Below are 15,442 nucleotides of genomic sequence, written 5' to 3'. Positions count from 1 at the left end.
ATTAATCTCGACAGTTCACACCACATGTGTCGCAAGCTCAGTGAGAATCTCCTGTCACTCCGCTGTGACCACCGCGAGCGCGCGCCGAGTCCCCCTCGAGAAGGCGGATGACACTCTCAGGCGGGCCGGGAACGCAGCCGCCGGCCACGTCCTCAGAAGCGGGGAGCTCACGGGGCGATGAGTGCGACACCATCGTCACAGCCCCGGCGAGCCGGCGACCCGAACGGTCGATAGTCCGCGGAATATCAACCTTCTCGGCCTCGACCGCCAGTGCCCCCGGCCGGACTCGAACCGGCAACCTGCGGATTAGAAGGCCGATGCTCTATCCATTGAGCTACGGAGGCGTGCGCGAAGCGCCTCACCAGCCTACGCCATCAACCCGGCGGCCCCACCCCTGACGAGGGGGACGTCCCGAGGCGGTCGTCAACACCAGAAAGCGATCTCGAGAAGATCACATCGCCATGACGAGAACGCATCGATCTGAACGAGCGAATGGTTCTGCGCAGCCGCGACGTTCACGCCTCACACTGCTGAGCACAATCACCGCAATACGACCGTGATCGCACTGCAACAACCCTGTGACCGATTCGATCGACACCGGGGAGGGCCCGCACCTGCCCCGACGGCGTCGTCCGCGTGTATCCAACCTCACGCCGGGGAGTCCTCACTCTTAGCGACGACGGCGAAACACCAGTATCGTGGCCGCAGCCCCATCCCACACCTCCGGAAGGACTGCGCCTTGCCCACTCCCGCACTCATCGTGCGTTCCCTCTCTGCCCAGTCATCACTGGAGCCCCACACCTTCACCGCTCCTTTCACCGTGGGACGCTCACCGGACAGCGACGTTCAGATCGTCCACCCCCTCGTCTCCCGCACTCACCTCCAGGTGACCCCCACCCCAACCGGGTGGGCGGTAAGGTGCCAGGGCCGTAACGGCATGCTCGTCAACGGGGCCGTGACGCGCGAGGCGCTCGTGACGCAGGGGACTCGAATCCAGCTGGGCGACGCCTCCGGGCCAGCGCTGGGGCTCACTCCGGTCGTCTCCGGCAGCGCGCCTCAGGCCGGCGCCCCCAACCAGCCCCGGCAGATGGGCCGGCCCGCGCCATCCGCGCCGAGCGCCCCTTTCATCCCATCGCAGCCGAGTGCGGCCTCCGCCCCGCAAGCAGCACCCCTCCAGCGCCCGGCAGGCCCGCCCCCGGCCGCGGCCCTCCCGGCGCAGGCCGCGCCCATGCCCCAGGCCATGGCATCGGCGTCCTCTGCAGCCACCTACGTGGCACCCCCGGGCCGCCAGGCGCCTCCCTCATCGAGCTCAGCGGGCTCGGGAGCCTTCCCCACCTCACGCCACACGCTCAAGTCCTTCCGCGTCACCTCCTCGGGCACCATCGGGCGCGCGCCCGACAACACCCTGGTCCTGGATGACCCGCTCATCTCCAAGCACCACGCCCGTATCGACGTCTCCCCCAACGGCATGGTCGTCACCGACCTGGGATCCACCAACGGTCTGTACGTCGCCGGGCAGCGCGTGTCGCAGGTCCAGGTCACCCAGCCCGTGCTGATGGGTCTGGGATCGACCTTCATCGCCCTGAGCCCGGACGGTCTGTGCGAGGTCCAGGTCGCCGGCGGAGCCGGCGGCGAGCTGGTGGGTAAGGACCTGACCTTCCGGGTCAACAACGGCAGCATGACGCTGCTCGACGGCATCTCCTTCTCGCTGCCGGGCAACGAGCTGCTGGCCGTCGTCGGCCCGTCGGGAGCCGGGAAGTCGACGCTGCTCAAGGCCCTCACCGGCGAGCAGAAGGCCCAGGAGGGCCAGGTGCTCTTCAACGGGCTGGACGTGTACGAGCACTACCCGGTCATGCGCAACAAGATCGGTGTGGTCCCCCAGAGCGACGTCATCCACTCGGCCCTCACTGTCCGCAAGACCCTCGAGTACGCCGCTGAGCTGCGCTTCGCCAAGGACGTGTCCAAGGCCGAGCGGCGCCAACGCATCGCCGAGGTCCTGGAGGATCTTGACCTGACCGCGCACGTGGACAAGCGGGTCAAGAAACTCTCCGGAGGCCAGCGCAAGCGGGTCTCCACCGCCATCGAGCTGCTGACACGCCCCAGCCTCCTGTTCCTCGACGAGCCCACCTCCGGCCTGGACCCCCAGCTGGACCGTGACGTCATGGACCTGCTGGCGTCCCTGGCTCACGGCACACGTCCTGGTGACACCGGCCGCACGGTCGTCGTCGTCACCCACAATGAGAACCACATCGACCGCGCGGACAAGGTCCTCATCCTGGCTGCGGGAGGCAAGCCCGTCTACTACGGCTCCCCCCGCGAGGTACTCCCCTACTTCCGCCAGAGGCTCAACGAGATCGCCTCCCAGGGCCGCCTGCTGCTCAACACGCCGAAGGGCACCCTGCCCGACCCGCCCGCCGTGGACGGCTACGCCGATGTCTACGCCCTCATCCGCAACCACACCGCGGAACTGCGTCAGTACATGGAGGCCACGGTGCCCTCGACGCGGCGAGGAGGGGCTCCCGCAGCGTCCGCGGGGCCGGCGACGCAGGAGAAGCCGCCCAAGCAGCAGTCCGTGCTCAGGCAGGTCTCGACCCTCGTGCGGCGCCAGCTGCGGATCGTGGCGGCGGACCCGTCCTACCTCGCCTTCATGCTGCTGCTCCCCATCATCATGGGACTGCTCACCAAGGCCATCGAGGGCAGCGACGGCTTCGCGGTCCCCCACTACCCGGAGCCCACTCCCCCGACACCGGAGAACCCCACTCCCCCGATCATCAGGTACTCCAGCCAGGCCCTGCAGCTGTTGGTCATCCTCATCACCGGGGCGGCGTTCTCCGGGATGTCAGCAACCATCCGCGACCTCATCGGGGAGCGGGACGTCTTCCTGCGGGAGAAGGCCGTCGGGCTGAGATCCGGCGCCTACCTGTTCTCCAAGGCGACCATCCTGGCGCTCATCACCACCATTCAGACCGCACTGATGCTGGGCATCGCCCTGGCCCTCAACAAGGGCCCCTCAGATGCCGTCATCCTGGAGGGGTGGCCGGGGCTGGAGCTGGCCTTCTGCTGCTGGGCCGTCGCCTTCGTCTCCGGGCTCCTGGGGCTGGCCGTCTCCGCGATGGTCTCCTCCTCCGAGCAGGTCATGCCGGTCCTGGTCGTCTCCATCATGGCCCAGCTGGTCCTGTCCGGTGGCATCATCCCGATCTCGGGACGGGCGGTCTTCGAGCAGCTCGCCTGGTTCATGCCGTCGCGGTGGGGTTATGCCATGGCCTCCTCCACGTTGGAGATGCTCGCCATCCTGCCCAACCGTGACGACGCGTTGTGGAAGCACGAGACCGCGCAGTGGCTGACGGACTACGGCATGCTCTCAGCCATCGGCCTGGTCTGCATGGTGGTGTGCTACGCCGCTCTGGCCCGCCGCGGGCGTCGCTGATCCCCGTCTCAAGCCCTCCCGATACGAGCGCCGGGGTGCCGACCACTGAGCTGGTCGGCACCCCGGCGCCACGTATCGGCCGTGTATCGCAGGTGCTCCTACTTGCTGGTGATCCGGGAGACCACCAGATCGAAGTAGAAGGAGGCGCCTTGGGCGACCAGAAGACGGGCGTCGCTCTGGCCCTTGGCGGGAGGGACCGTGCCGCCGTAGGCGCCGGGGGTCTTCCAACCGACCTTGCCCGTATCGGGCGACACGGCGACGACGAGGTTGCCCGGTTCACTGTCCCATATGCTCTGCCTTCCGACCTCGACCAGCACCTGTCCGTCACTGAGTAGCCCGATGGGCCTGATGTGGCAGCCCTCGCGCTGCGAGAACTCAGGCAGCGCGAGCTTCTTGCTGCCGACCTTGGCCGTGCAGGCGCTCGTATCGATGACGACGTTGACCGTGCCGCTGGAGCCGATGACCGGGGTGGTCGAGGACGATGCCTTGGCCAAGGAGGAGTAGGCGTCCTTCAGCGCCGAGACATTCAGGGGTGCTGACGCCGCCCACCAGTGCTTCTCCGAGAACTTGCCTGAGACGGTTGCCGCCTCGCTGCCGTTGGCCTTGTAGATCGTGGCACCCGAGGACGTCACTCGGGAGAAGGCCTCCGGACCGGATGCGATATTGAACCCACCGGGGAATCGAGTGTCCTCATCGAAGTCCGAGCCCTGCTGCTTTCCGGGCTCCGAGACGAGCACCTCGCCGTTCTTGGCGGACAGCACCTGGAACTGTCGCGACTTATTCTCGTAGGTGAGGATGAAACCGTTGTCGACCCGGCCTGCCTCGTACTGACCGGAAGCAGTCCACTTCTCCTTGCCGGATGCGTCGTAGGCCTTCATGGAGCCTCCGTCGGAGGACTCCCCCTTGTCGGACACGATGCCGAGGTCAGGTGTCGCGCCGATGTAGAAGGAGCCCTTGGAGAAAGGCACCTTGGAGGTCTTGCCCGCAGCCCCGATCACCGTGGACTCGTCACTGGTCTGGGTGCAGAGCATCGAGCCACCGACCCAGGGGCGCACCTTGAAGCACTCACCGCTCCACACCGGCGTCGTCGTGCTCTTCGTGAGATCCACGAGGTGCTTCTTGCCATCGCGTTGGAAGGCCATCGTGGTTCCGTCTGCGGATGCGACGGGCTCGGAGACCTCCGCGTAGCGCAGCTCCTCCCGGACACCGTTGCCGGCGGGCAGAGCCGCCGCCCATCGGTTGTCGATCTCCGCTCCGGAGAAGAAGTACCACCAGGTCGCGCTCGCCCCCACCACTGCCAGGACGGTGACCACGGCGGCCACAGCCACCCACCGACGGCGCCACCACCGCCGACGCGCGCCGGCCTGCGGTCCCCCCGCCGTAGCCTGCGGGTGCTGCGAGCCCGGCGGGCTGTAGAAGGCGGGCGTGGAGGGACTGGAGATACCGGGGCCGGCCGGCATCGCAGGAGCGGCGATGCCCGCGGTCCCTGCCGTTCCCGGGCTGAGGGGAACCTGTCCGGGGCCGGGGACGTACTGCTGCCCGCCCACCAGGGTCGGCGCATCCGGGGCGAAGGCCATCGTGGCCGAGGTCACCGCCGGACTCGGCAGCGTCGCCGGCGGAGCCGCGGGCTCGGCAGGAGGGAGGGCGTCCCAGTCGTAGGGAACGAGCGAGGCCGTCGACTGCGGAGGTGAGGCGAGGCGAGGCGCTGCGGGAAGACCGGCCAGAGCGGACTGCATGACGTCCAAGCGCTGGGCGACGTCCTCAATGGAGGGACGCATATCGGGCTGCTTGGAGATCATCGCGGCGATGAGCGCCCACAGCGGGTCGGGCACTCCCAGAGGCCGGCCCGCATCGCGTCGGGCGTGCTGGCTCAGCAGCTGGGCGGGCTCCCCCACGAACGGCGTCGTCCCGCACGTCATCTCGTAGAGCATGATGCCCAGTGAGTAGATGTCGGCGGCGGAGGTCGGGGCCTGCAGCGACAGGATCTCCGGCGCCATATACAGCGGTGTGCCGATGGCCCCGGTGAGGTGGGAGGCGGAGAAGGTGTCGCAGATGCGCGCCACCCCGAAGTCCGCCAGTCGGGGTACAACAGTCTCGGGCACCTCCCCTCCCGGGGCGACACCGACGACGACTGTCTCAGCGGGGTCGCCGCCCCGGCTGGGACGGGAGCTGAGCAGGACATTGGCGGGTTTGATGTCCCGGTGGATCACGCCGGCGCGATGAACCGCGGACAGTCCCTGAGCGATACGCGTCCCCAGGGACGCCACCTGCGCAGGCGGCAGACTGCCGTGAGACCTCAGCAGATCTCGCAGGTCACCGCCGTTGACGTAGTCCATGACGATCGCGAAGGTGGCGCCCTCGATGACAACGTCACGAATGGCGACGACATAGGGGCTGCGCACCCGCAGCAGAGTGGAGCGTTCCTTGATGAAGCGCTCCACGACGTCGGGGTTCTCCACCAGCTCCGCACGCAGAACCTTGAAGGCCAAGGTCTCCCGGGCGTCCGTACGCCGACCGCGCCAGACCTCTCCCTGGGCACCCGCACCGATCCGGGTCTCCATGATGTAGGAGCTTCCGAGGTGACGGGGGTCGGGGCTTTGGGACATGAGTGCTCCGTGTTGCTCAAGGGCGGTCAGACTTCATAGAGACCTTATCGCGATCTTTGCACCGCCGGACCGCTATGCCAGGACGCGGTCGCCCATCGCGCCTCGAATCTCACCACCCCATGGGAGGGTCCACGGTTCTGAAGCTCGCCGAGGTGACTACAGTGGTTCCCGTGAGCAAGCAGATGACTACCTCTGACCCGCTGGTGTGGATCGACTGTGAGATGACGGGGCTGGACCAGAGCGCCGACGCGCTCATCGAGGTCGCCGTCGTCGTCACCGACTATGAGCTCAAGCCCTTGGCGGAGGGAATCGATGTGCTCATCAAGCCTCCCGCCGCCGCGCTGGAGCAGATGGACGACTACGTGCGCACCATGCACACCTCCTCGGGCCTCCTGGCCGCCCTGGAGGACGGGGTGACCATGGAAACCGCCCGCTCCACGGTCCTGGACTACGTGACCTCCCTGGTTCCCGAGCCCCGCACTGCCCAGCTCGCGGGGAACTCCGTGGGCACCGACAAGGCGTTCCTGGCCCGCGACATGCCCGAGCTCATCGAGCACCTCCACTACCGGATCGTGGACGTCTCCTCCCTCAAGGAGCTGGCCAAGCGCTGGTACCCCAGGACCTTCTTCCACGCGCCGAAGAAGGCCGGCGGCCATCGTGCGCTGGCGGACATCCTGGAGTCCATCGACGAGCTGCGCTACTACCGCGAGGTCCTGTTCCCCGCCGGGGAGGGCCCGAGCTCTCAGGAATGCAAGGACGTGGCTGAGCGGATCCTCAACACGCCTACCAGGTGAGCGGGACGACGGCGTCCTCGGCGCACCCCTCGAACGTGACGTAGTGCACCGACTCCAGTTTGGTGTGCGGGGAGAGGAGCGGATACAGTACCGACTCGTTGCGGTGATACCGTACATGGTGGCTGTAGCTCAGTCGGCAGAGCGCCTGGTTGTGGTCCAGGAGGTCGCGGGTTCAAACCCCGTCAGCCACCCCATTGATGGCGGATCATCCGCCCCCTCTCCCCCTCCCAAGGCAGCAAACGACGCTGCCACCTTAGCGGCGCAGGCTTGCTGCGGACAGCAATGGCTTCAGCCTTCTCTCCTGCGCCCCGACAAATGAGCAGCGTGCTCACTGCGACGCCCCTGCCGGCGGAGCAGGTGCTCGATGCTCTGACAACCACCCTTCGAGAAAGTCCCTCCCATGCAACGCCGCGACTTCCTACTCGCCCTGGCCGCCGGAACCGCAGGCTGCCTCAGCGCTTGCAACACCGCACGGACGGCGGCCCATTCCACCTCACCGGCCTCGTCCCCGACGCAGAGCTCACCCCTGGCCTCCACGTCACCCTCCCCCACACCCTCGCCGACTCCCTCCCTCAGCCCGCTCCACCTTCAGGACGGCCCACCGCCACTTCCCGCACCCACTCCTGCGGACTCGCTCATCACCGGCCTGCCGGAGAACGTCGGCAACGTCGTGGCCATCACCATCGACGACGGCGTCGACTCCTCAGTCGTGGACGCCTACCTGGACTTCGCCAAGGACTCCGGAGTCCGTCTGACCTTCTTCGTCACCGGCTGCTATCCGAGCTGGACCGACAACCGGGACAAGATGAGGCCCCTGGTGGAATCCGGGCAGATTCAGCTGGCGAACCACACCTGGACTCATCCTGACCTGACGACGCTGTCGGAGGGCGGGATCATCGACGAGCTCACCCAGTGCGAGAACCTGCTGCGCAACACCTACGGCGTCACAGGCGCGCCCTTCATCCGGCCCCCCTACGGCGGCCGCAGCTCCTACACCGACTCGGTCTGCGCCAAGATCGGCTACACGACCACGACCATGTGGTACGGCTCCTTCGGAGACTCAGGGCAGCTCACGCCGGAAGTCCTTCTTGGTGAGGCACAGAAATGGCTGCTCGCTCAGCACATCGTCATCGGTCACGCGAACTTCCCCACCATCACTTCCGTCTACGGTCAGATCATCGACATTCTGCGTCAGCGCTCTTTGCAGACGGCCACGCTCGACGACGTCTACTTCGGCCCCGGACACAATCGTCACGCCTGAGGGCGCTCACCGCACGAGAGTCTCCCGGGCCTCCTCCTGTCCCTCGCCGCACGGTCGCGTCCGATCGAAGGAGCCGATCTCCGGGGTCCGCGGAAGGTAGGCGATCTCGCAGCGGCCCTCGAGCTGCTCGTCGAAGGTGCCGATCCAGTCATCGCCGATGACGAAGACATCGATGCCGTACTCGTCGATGTCCCGACTCTTCTGCCCCCAGGTCTGCTCGGGAACGACCATGTCGACATAGCGGACGGCCTCAAGCATCGCCTTGCGCTGCTCATAGGTGAAGTAGGCGCGCTTCCCCTTGGAGGCGCTGAACTCATCGGTCGACAGCGCAACAATGAGATAGTCACCCATGGCCTTGGCCCGGCGTAGCAGCTCGATGTGCCCGTAGTGGAGCAGGTCGAAGGAGCCGTAGGTGATGATGCGTTTCATAGGGATTGTCCTCGCGGGTTGAACCCGTCGATCTTTGTATGAATCACACAAGAATCGATGGTGTTGTCGTTGGTTGCACGTATGGCGGTTGAACGCGCTCGCCACTAAGTCTAGGCACGAGACACCCCCCAAGAATCCTTTGTTACCCCTCTGAAGCAGGCTTTCAACTATGTCGGCCGTCACCCACTATCGCGTAACCCAATGAATGCGCGAAACTGCCACCCCACCCCTCGGCTCGGGACACCACAAGCTGAGGCCATCATGTGACAGAACCCCAGTATTCCGCGGTATAGCAACGATTACGAGCGGTTTCGGCGCCGTCACGATAAGCCTCGAACATCACAGTCTGATTGCAGACGAGCCAATCATGACGACTACCGCTTTTCCTACTGGGCGACACAACTACCGTTATAAGAAAGCGAGTAAAGAAGGCCGCACCCCAGGCCTTTCCCGTCCCAGAAGACCGGAGGTCACCAGTGGTCGCAGTAGTTCCTGCCCGGCCCCTTGCCACCCCCTCCCGCACCTCCTCCGGTGTCCCCTCCGTGGCCGCTTCAGCGCCCGGCCTCCCGTCTGATTTCTCGGCAGTGAGCCGAGACATCGCCTCCTGGGCGCTGTGGCTCTTCCTGGCGACCCTTATCAGGACGCTCTTATCAACGCATCGAATTCTTTATCCGCGTCTGCTCCTGATAGGAGTCGCGGCCGCGGTTCTCATTCAGGTGACCGCCTGGTGCGTGACATGGCATTACTGGCCGTGGGCCTCGACGCGGGTCATGCCCTTCATCATCGTGGCCGGGGCCGGGTTCGCAGTCGGTTCCTGCTTCCTCGACTTCGCCACGCAGGTCCATCTGCTTCCGTGGACCGCGGGCCTGGCAGGGTCGGCCGTCGCGGTGGCGGATCAGTGGCGGCTCCGCCTGAGATGGCGGGCTCACGCCCGGCGGGCCCTGGAGGCGGCCTCATGACCACCCTGCTCCTGAGCGGACTCGCCGTGACAGCAGCCGTCTGCGCCTCCTTGACCGCGGCCGTGATCCCACTTCTGAGGAGAGCCCGCGTCGTCGACGTCCCCGGGGACAGATCCCTGCACCGGACGCCTGTCCCCCGCGGTGGTGGACTCGCCATCGTCCTGGCCGCCTCACTGGCCACCTGGACAGCGGTCCTCGCTGCGGTGCACCTGCAAGGCGCTGTTCACGCGATGTCCGGGGTCGACGTCGCGCTCATGGGGCTGGCGACCGTGCTCGCCTTCGCGCTGCTCGGGCTGATCGAGGACCTGTTCTCGGTGTCCGTCAGGACCCGTCTGGTTCTCCAGCTCGTCCTGGGCGCAGGGCTCGGTCTGGTGGCGCACAGCGCCTTCGAGGTCTCACTGTGGTGGACCCCGGCGATCTGCGTGGGCACCGCCGCGCTGGTCAACGCCACGAACTTCATGGACGGCGCCAATGGTCTGGCCTGCGGCCACGCCCTGCTGACCTCCCTGTGGTACGTCCAGGTGGCAGCCGTCGCCCCGGTCGCCGGGCTGGGGCTCGTCATGGTCTCGGTGGCCGGAGCCTGCCTCGGCTTCCTTCCATTCAACACGCCTCGCGCCAAGGTGTTCCTGGGTGACTCCGGCTCCTACGCCCTGGGCAGCGCCTGGGCCTTCGCCGTGACGGCCTGCCTGTCCCGGGGCGTGGCCGTGGAGGCGGCTCTCGCCCCCGTCCTCGTGCTCCTGGCGGATACCGGCTACACCCTGTGGATGAGGCTGAGAGCGGGCCAGTGCTGGTACGCGCCGCACCGGCTGCACGTCTACCAGCGCCTGGTCTGCGCCGGATGGCCGCACTGGGCCTCCGCCCTCCTGGTGACCCTGGCGGCGGCGGCGTGCTCCGCCCTGGCGGCCAGCAGCCTCCTGACCAGCAACCGACTCTGGATGCCCCAGGTCGCCATGGCAGCAGTCCTGATCGTCTACCTGAAGATGCCCTCCATCATCGGAGCCCCCAACCCCTTCCCCACCCTTCGAAGGGCGAGGTGAGGACATGCGCATCCTTCTGCTCACCCACTACTGGGCACCGGAGGTCGGCGCCCCCCAACGCCGCTGGAACCGACTGGCCGAGGCGCTGATCTCACGGGGCCACGAGCTGGCGGTGCTGGCTCCGGCCCCCCACTACCCGGGCGGTCGTCTCCTGCCAGGCGGCGCGGCCCACGTGGCTGGTTCGATCAGGCGGGACGTCACCGGGGCGATGGTGCACCGCACGATCTTCCGCCCCTACAGCAGCGGAGTGTGCGGACGAGGCACCGATCAGATGGTCGCGGCGGCCGACTCCGTGCGCCTGGGGGTGGCGCGCTTCCGGGGCGCCAACCGTCCCGACATCATCCTCGGCTCGGTTCCCGGGCTCCCCACCCTCCCGGCCGCGCTCGCCGTCGGCAGGGCCCTGCGCCGCCCGGTCGTGGTGGAGCTGCGCGACGCCTGGCCGGATCTGCTCCTGTCAGCCGCGCAGTGGTCCGAGCCGGCCACCTGCCCATCGGCCCTGGCATGGGCCCACCGAGCCCGCCGGCTTCACGTCGTCGACCGGGGTGCGCGCAGCCTCCTGCCACCCCTCATCACCCGCCTGGAGCGGGAGGCCGCGGCCGTGGTGACGACGACGGACTCCTTCGCCCAGGTCCTGCGCTCGCGCGGGATACGCCGCGTGGTGACGGTGCGCAACACCGGCGCCGCGGTGCAGACAGGCCGCACGGGTGCCGACCGACGCCGCTGGGACGGCACCCTGCACGTGCTGTACCTGGGAACCGTGGGGCGCGCTCAGGGACTGGGCTTCGCGGTGCGGGCCGCACACATCGCTCAGCGCAACGGCACCCCGGTGGTGCTGCGGATCGTCGGCGACGGCGCACAGCTCCAGGAGGTGGCGGCCCTGGCCCACGGGCTCGACGCCCCCGTGGAGATCCTCCCCCCTGTGCCCTGGAGCGAGGTGGATCAGCACTACGCCTGGGCCGATACGGCGCTGGTAAGCCTGCAGAACTGGCCGGCCATGTCCATGACGGTCCCCTCCAAGCTCTACGAGATCATGTCCGCCGGAGTGCACGTGTGCGCCTCGGTGGACGGGGAGGCCCGGCGCATCGTGGAGGACGCCGGCTGCGGTGACGTCACCGCCCCGCAGGACCCGCAGGCCCTGGCCTCCCTGTGGAGCGCCCTGGCTGCAGACCGCAGCCGTCTGGACGTGACGGGCGGACGGCGCTGGCTGGCGGTTCACGCCGACGCCGAGGCCATGACCAACCGCTACGAGTCCCTCCTGAGGCAGGTGGCCGGTGACTGATGACCTCCAGATCCTGAGGAACCTGGCACTGCTGAGTACCTCCGCCACCCGGCAGCTGGTCGAGGATCCGGTGCTGCTCGCCCTGCAGGGGGCGCGTCGGCTCTCTGAGCCCTGGCGCGGCCGCAGCGCTCGGGCTCTCGGCATCGGCGCGGGCGAGCACGAGCTGCGCCGGGCGCTGTCGGCGTTCATCGCCGACCGACCGGACTCGGCTAGTGACGCGCTGAGCCGGGCGGTGCCGCGATCGACCCTCGGTCGCCGGCTCGCCGCCGAGATGGCGATCCACCTCGGTTCCGCCGAGCGCAGGCATCTTGATGATGCGGGCCTGAGCCCCACGGTGCGCGCGCGGGACCTGTGGTCCCGGGGCCACCTGAGCGCCGCGCTCAGCGCACTGGAGGCAGCGCCCGGCTCCGGGGCGCTGCGGGCCCGTCTGCGTTCCCAGCTCGCCATGATGAGCCCGGGCTTCCACCTGCCCCGCTTGTCCCCCTCACCGGGCTGGACCGTTCCTGACCCCGGCGAGCCGCTGCGAGTCCTTCACCTGCTGACAAGCTCACTGCCCCACACCCAATCCGGCTACACCGTGCGCTCGCACGCACTCCTTCAGGCGCAGTGCGACGCCGGCATCGACGTGCGGGCGGTGACCCGCATCGGCTACCCCGTCATCATCGGCAGGCCCGCCGCTCAGGCCACCGACGTTGTCGACGCAGTCACCTACCGGCGGCTTCTGCCCGCGCGCACCCAAGCCGCCCCGATAGCCCGGCTGACTCAGATGAGCCGCCTGCTGGCGCGGGAGGTGGAGGCATTCCACCCCCACGTGCTGCACACGACCACCAACTACGTCAACGCCCTGGTCACCCAGGCGGTGGCGCGCTCCTACGGCCTGCCCTGGGTCTACGAGATGCGAGGGGTACTGGAGTGCACCTGGGTGGCCTCCAGGCCGGTGGGTCAGCAGACCGAGGCACTGAGCTCCGAGCGCTTCGCGCTGCTACGGGCCAAGGAGGCCGAGATGGCCCGGAGGGCCGACGCCGTCGTCGTCCTCTCACGGGTCCAGGCCGAGGACCTCGCGGCCCGGGGTGTCGAGCCCGGCCGGATCACGGTCGTCCCCAACGCCGTGGAGCAGGATGTCCTCAACGCCACTAGGTACTCGCCGGAAGACGCCCGCCAACGGCTGGGCCTGCCCCGCGACGGCCTGTGGGTGGGCAGCGTCTCCTCCCTGGTGGGCTACGAGGGCTTCGACGTGCTCCTGCGGGCCGTGGCGCTCTGCCGTGCTCGAGGGGTCGACGTGCGGTGCGCCGTCGTGGGTGACGGGGTCAGCCGACCCGGGCTGGTGGCCCTGGCCGGAGAGCTGGGGCTGGAGGCCTCGGTGTGCGTCCTTCCCGGACGGGTGGAGCGCGCCACGGCCCTGGACTGGTACCAGGCCCTGGACGTCTTCTGCGTGCCGAGGCTGGATACGCCGGTATGCCGGCTGGTGACACCGCTCAAGCCGATGACGGCGATGGCGCTGGGGCGGCCGGTGGTGGTCTCCGACCTTCCCGCACTCAGCGAGCTCACCGCCGCAGCGACGAATCGGTCCTTCCCGGCCGGGGACGTGGAGGCGCTCAGCCGAGTGCTGACTGGTATGGCGTCTGGAGATCCCCTGCCCTCAACGCATCAGCCGCTGCCCACCTGGAGCGGCAACGCAGTCCGTCAGGCCGAGATCTACAAGGAGCTGGTATGAGCAGGGCGTCCTGGGCCCCGTGGTCCGATGGGCAGCCGTTCTGGGGCGGCAGCTCGGAGGTCAGTGTCAGCGTCGTCGAGCTCAGCGAGCTCTACCCGGTGGGCCGGCGCCCGCCGCTGGGGGCCTACATCCGCCAGCTCTGGCAGCGCCGGCACTTCATCTGGGCCGACGCCCGGGCCAAGGCCCTGGGCTCTCAACGGGGCACCTTCCTGGGCAACGCCTGGCTCATCGCCAAGCCGATGCTCGACGCGATCGTCTACTTCCTGGTCTTTGGTCTGCTTCTGCAGACGAGCCGCGGTATTGACAACTTCATCGGCTACCTCATCATCGGCGTCACGTTCTTCCCGCCGCTGCAGCGGGCGGTCACCGGTGGCAGCCAGGTGATCGTCACCGGCAGGAACCTCATTCGAGGCTTCTCCTTCCCTCGGGCCGCCCTGCCCGCGTCGTACACGATTCGCAGCGCGATCGACCTGGTCCCGCCGATGATCGCGCTCCTCGTCCTCGTGGTGGTCCTTCCTCCTCACGCCTGGCCGAGCTGGCACTGGGTCCTCATCGTCCCGGTCCTGGCGCTTCAGGTGCTCCTGAGCCTGGGACTGACGCTGGCGGCCTCCCGTATCACGACGACGATCCCGGACATGCGCAATATCTGGCCCTTCCTGACTCAGTTCTGGTTCTACGCCTCGGGAGTCTTCTTCTCCTACGAACGGTTCATCAATCACCCGGTGATGCTGCGGGCCATGGACCTCAATCCCGGTTACCTCATCATCACGATGTACCGGGACGTGATCCTGTACCAGCGTGTTCCGCAGCCGCGCATGTGGCTCATCCTCAGTGCCTGGTCGCTGGGGCTGACCGCCGTGTCCTTCGTGTTCTTCTGGGAGAAGGAGGAGGCCTACGGTGTCGAGCGCTGAGACCGGAGCAGGGAAGGATTCAGCGGCCCTCCAGGCGGACGGGCCGGGGGAGGTGACACCTCCCTCCCCCATCGTCATGATGACATCGGATGGCGACTCGTCGGCCGCTGTCATGACCGCGGCCGAGGGTCACGAGGCCGGCATCGGCACCGCCACCGTCGTGGTCGACGAGATCGGGGTGAGCTACCGGGCGCCCTCCACGGACGCCGAGGATCTGCGCGCCGCCTCCGTGGCGCAGAAGATCGTCATGGGGATGACTGGGCACAGGCCGAAAGTGAGGGTCGAGGCCCTCAAGAACATCTCCTTCGTGGCTCGCGCCGGGGAGTCGATCGGGATCCTGGGGCGCAACGGGGCGGGGAAGTCCACGCTGCTGCGCGTCATGGGCGGCTTGGAGACGCCGACCTCGGGAACGGTGAGCGCCCGTTCCACCCCGGTGCTCCTGGGCGTCAACGCGGCCCTCGTCCCGGAGCTGTCCGGCGAGCGCAATGTGCGCCTGGGCTGCCTGGCCATGGGGCTGACTCCCCAGCAGATCGAGGCGATCATCCCGGAGGTCATTGAGCTGGCCGGGATCGGGAAGGCCATCTACCGCCCGATGAAGACCTATTCCTCGGGAATGGCCTCACGTCTGCGGTTCGCGATCGCCGCCGCGGCGAACCCGGACATCCTCCTCATCGACGAGGCCCTGTCCACCGGTGACGCCGCGTTCAAGGAGCGCAGCGAGATCAAGATGACCGAACTGCGGCGCGCCGCCGGGACGGTGTTCATCGTCAACCATGCCGCACAGGTCATCGAGGAGATGTGCACCCGGGCGCTGTGGCTCATGGATGGCGAGCTCATCGGTGACGGCCCGGGCCCCCAGATCGCCCACGACTACCGGTGGTGGTCCTGGAACATCGCCAAGAACAAGCCGGACAAGGCCGCCACGATCCTGGCCGAGTGCCGGGAGAAGTGGAAACCGGCGGGGGTGCGGATCCAACGCTCGGAGAGCCGCACCCTGCCCTACCGACACGCCCGAGGAGTATGAC

11 protein-coding genes and 2 tRNA genes are annotated in these 15,442 nt (G+C 68.0%); 10 read left to right on the top strand and 3 right to left on the bottom strand.

Going from position 1 to position 15,442, the window contains the following annotated elements:
* Nucleotides 1–271: 271 nt before the first annotated feature.
* Nucleotides 272–344: transfer RNA gene (locus tag JJJ14_RS04230), tRNA-Arg, on the bottom strand.
* Between the two features lie 395 nt (nt 345–739).
* Between JJJ14_RS04230 and JJJ14_RS04225 the strand changes: the two genes are divergently transcribed.
* The gene (locus JJJ14_RS04225) at nt 740–3,427 is read left to right on the top strand and encodes an ATP-binding cassette domain-containing protein (protein WP_201444773.1); all 2,688 of its coding nucleotides are present in this window, start codon (nt 740–742) and stop codon (nt 3,425–3,427) included.
* 98 nt (nt 3,428–3,525) lie between these two features.
* On the opposite strand, the gene JJJ14_RS04220 is transcribed toward JJJ14_RS04225, so the two are convergent.
* Nucleotides 3,526–6,033, bottom strand: coding sequence for a serine/threonine-protein kinase (locus JJJ14_RS04220; protein WP_201444772.1), 2,508 nt, complete (start codon nt 6,031–6,033; stop codon nt 3,526–3,528).
* A 182-nt stretch (nt 6,034–6,215) separates the two neighbouring features.
* Here JJJ14_RS04220 and orn point away from each other — a divergent pair, with 182 nt between their 5' ends.
* The 3 genes from orn (at nt 6,216) to JJJ14_RS04205 (ending at nt 8,088) form a co-directional block, all read left to right on the top strand.
* Nucleotides 6,216–6,827 carry an oligoribonuclease gene (gene orn / locus JJJ14_RS04215; protein ID WP_040321314.1) on the top strand — a complete coding sequence of 204 codons (612 nt, stop codon included), beginning with the start codon at nt 6,216–6,218 and terminating at the stop codon, nt 6,825–6,827.
* Between the two features lie 118 nt (nt 6,828–6,945).
* A tRNA-His gene (locus tag JJJ14_RS04210) sits at nt 6,946–7,021 on the top strand.
* Between the two features lie 206 nt (nt 7,022–7,227).
* Nucleotides 7,228–8,088 carry a polysaccharide deacetylase family protein gene (locus JJJ14_RS04205; RefSeq protein ID WP_201444771.1) on the top strand — a complete coding sequence of 287 codons (861 nt, stop codon included), beginning with the start codon at nt 7,228–7,230 and terminating at the stop codon, nt 8,086–8,088.
* Between the two features lie 6 nt (nt 8,089–8,094).
* Here JJJ14_RS04205 and tagD read toward each other — a convergent pair whose 3' ends face one another.
* A complete protein-coding gene (tagD, locus tag JJJ14_RS04200) occupies nt 8,095–8,517 on the bottom strand; it encodes a glycerol-3-phosphate cytidylyltransferase (RefSeq protein ID WP_101586776.1) in 423 nt (140 codons plus the stop codon).
* A 584-nt stretch (nt 8,518–9,101) separates the two neighbouring features.
* Here tagD and JJJ14_RS04195 point away from each other — a divergent pair.
* Genes JJJ14_RS04195 through JJJ14_RS04170 form a run of 6 tightly spaced genes read left to right on the top strand, consistent with a single transcriptional unit; the run spans nt 9,102 to nt 15,441 of the window.
* Complete coding sequence (locus tag JJJ14_RS04195; protein WP_236592909.1) at nt 9,102–9,476, top strand: dolichyl-phosphate beta-D-mannosyltransferase; 375 nt, start codon at nt 9,102–9,104, stop codon at nt 9,474–9,476.
* Complete coding sequence (locus tag JJJ14_RS04190) at nt 9,473–10,513, top strand: glycosyl transferase family 4 (protein WP_004565311.1); 1,041 nt, start codon at nt 9,473–9,475, stop codon at nt 10,511–10,513. Before JJJ14_RS04195 ends, JJJ14_RS04190 begins: the two co-directional genes overlap by 4 nt.
* Nucleotides 10,514–10,517: 4 nt before the next feature.
* Nucleotides 10,518–11,792 (top strand): glycosyltransferase family 4 protein, encoded by a 1,275-nt coding sequence (locus JJJ14_RS04185; RefSeq protein ID WP_201444769.1) that lies wholly within the window; start codon nt 10,518–10,520, stop codon nt 11,790–11,792.
* Nucleotides 11,785–13,506, top strand: a complete 1,722-nt coding sequence (locus tag JJJ14_RS04180; protein ID WP_201444768.1) for a glycosyltransferase family 4 protein — start codon at nt 11,785–11,787, stop codon at nt 13,504–13,506. The genes JJJ14_RS04185 and JJJ14_RS04180 overlap by 8 nt, the downstream gene beginning before the upstream one ends.
* Nucleotides 13,503–14,417, top strand: coding sequence for an ABC transporter permease (locus JJJ14_RS04175; protein ID WP_060956507.1), 915 nt, complete (start codon nt 13,503–13,505; stop codon nt 14,415–14,417). Before JJJ14_RS04180 ends, JJJ14_RS04175 begins: the two co-directional genes overlap by 4 nt.
* Nucleotides 14,404–15,441 carry an ABC transporter ATP-binding protein gene (locus JJJ14_RS04170; protein WP_201444767.1) on the top strand — a complete coding sequence of 346 codons (1,038 nt, stop codon included), beginning with the start codon at nt 14,404–14,406 and terminating at the stop codon, nt 15,439–15,441. The genes JJJ14_RS04175 and JJJ14_RS04170 overlap by 14 nt, the downstream gene beginning before the upstream one ends.
* The last annotated feature ends 1 nt before the right edge of the window (nt 15,442 follow it).

It is taken from the genome of Actinomyces sp. HMT 175 (assembly GCF_016694895.1).
Classification (GTDB): domain Bacteria; phylum Actinomycetota; class Actinomycetes; order Actinomycetales; family Actinomycetaceae; genus Actinomyces; species Actinomyces oris.
The sequence above is the reverse complement of the archived record's forward strand: the minus strand, read 5'-3'. Positions and strand labels throughout refer to the sequence as shown.

Coding starts and splice junctions, on each gene's coding strand:
- JJJ14_RS04220 (WP_201444772.1), bottom strand. CDS start 6,033: ATGTCCCAAAGCCCCGACCCCCGTCACCTCGGAAGCTCCTACATCATG.
- orn (WP_040321314.1), top strand. CDS start 6,216: ATGACTACCTCTGACCCGCTGGTGTGGATCGACTGTGAGATGACGGGG.
- JJJ14_RS04205 (WP_201444771.1), top strand. CDS start 7,228: ATGCAACGCCGCGACTTCCTACTCGCCCTGGCCGCCGGAACCGCAGGC.
- tagD (WP_101586776.1), bottom strand. CDS start 8,517: ATGAAACGCATCATCACCTACGGCTCCTTCGACCTGCTCCACTACGGG.
- JJJ14_RS04190 (WP_004565311.1), top strand. CDS start 9,473: ATGACCACCCTGCTCCTGAGCGGACTCGCCGTGACAGCAGCCGTCTGC.
- JJJ14_RS04185 (WP_201444769.1), top strand. CDS start 10,518: ATGCGCATCCTTCTGCTCACCCACTACTGGGCACCGGAGGTCGGCGCC.
- JJJ14_RS04175 (WP_060956507.1), top strand. CDS start 13,503: ATGAGCAGGGCGTCCTGGGCCCCGTGGTCCGATGGGCAGCCGTTCTGG.